Source organism: Rhodococcus sp. Eu-32, assembly GCF_003336925.1.
Lineage (GTDB): Bacteria > Actinomycetota > Actinomycetes > Mycobacteriales > Mycobacteriaceae > Rhodococcoides > Rhodococcoides kyotonensis_B.
Genome location: NZ_QGNK01000052.1, coordinates 1 through 1,152, shown reverse-complemented (window position 1 = coordinate 1,152; position 1,152 = coordinate 1). Strand labels below are relative to the sequence as shown.

Below are 1,152 nucleotides of genomic sequence, written 5' to 3'. Positions count from 1 at the left end.
TCGAGGCTGCGCGACCACTCGAACCACATGTTGCCCTCTTCGGCACGGGTGGCAGCGGTGAACTCGGCGACGTGGTCGGGCCACTTCTCGGTCCATTCGGGCTTCGTCTCGAACTTGACGACGATGAAGATCATGGGGTACTCCTCACGGGGTCAGGATTGCGCGGCCGCGGATGGCGCCTGCGTCGAGATCGTCTATGGCACTTTGGAAGTCGTCGAGCGCATACTTCACCGTGTGCAGCACCACCGATCCTCTGGCCGCCAGCGCCATCAGGTCGCACAGATCGTTGTAGGACCCCACCAGATTACCGACGATGTTGATCTCGGAGGACACGATGTCGATCGTCGGCACATCGATGTTCTCGCCGTATCCGACGACGTAGTAGTTGCCTGCCTGACGCAGCATCGCGACGCCTTCCTTCGTCGCACCTCCTTCACCGACGAAGTCGATCACCGCCTCACCGCCCGTACCGCCGGTCAGCTCGAGTACCTGATCGATATGCGTTCCGTCGGCGACGATTCCGTGGTCCGCACCGATCGACGTCGCGAGTTCGACGGCGGCGGCATTGCGATCGACGACGACGATCTCCGCTGCGGTCAGCGACTTCAACACCTGAATTCCGATGTGGCCCAATCCGCCTGCGCCGATGACGACGACGCGGTCTCGCGGCGTCAACAGCTTCGACGCCTTCGCGGCCGCGTGGTAGGCCGTCAGTCCCGCGTCGGCGAGGGCGGCGACGTCGGCGGGTTCGAGTGAGTCGTCGATCTTGACGACGCTCCGTGCCGACGTCTTCAAGTACTCGGCGTAACCGCCGTTCGTGTCGATTCCGGGGAACTGGTTGATTTCGCAGTGCACGTCGTCGCCGGACCGGCACGCACGACAGAGCCCGCACGTGATCAGCGGGTGGACGATGACCTTGTCGCCCTCCTGCACGTTCGTCACGGCGGACCCGACGGCGTGTACCCATCCCGCGTTCTCGTGACCGATCGTGTACGGCAGCTGGACGCCCGATTTCTCGGCCCACTGCCCTTCCAGGATGTGCAGGTCGGTGCGGCACACGCCTGCACCGCCGATCTTGACGACGACGTCGAAAGGCCCTGTGGGCGTGGGTATCGGCAGTTCGGCCATCTGCAGTTTGTCGTGGTATCCCAC

At 63.8% G+C, this 1,152-nt stretch carries 2 protein-coding genes; both read right to left on the bottom strand.

The annotated features are described in order from the left end of the window. Positions 1-134, bottom strand: a 134-nt coding sequence (locus DK926_RS26250; protein WP_207890929.1) for an antibiotic biosynthesis monooxygenase, incomplete at its 3' end; no start/stop codon positions are given. A 10-nt stretch (positions 135-144) separates the two neighbouring features. Beyond that, a partial coding sequence (locus DK926_RS26245; protein ID WP_243637036.1) for an NAD(P)-dependent alcohol dehydrogenase occupies positions 145-1,152 on the bottom strand: 1,008 nt, incomplete at its 5' end.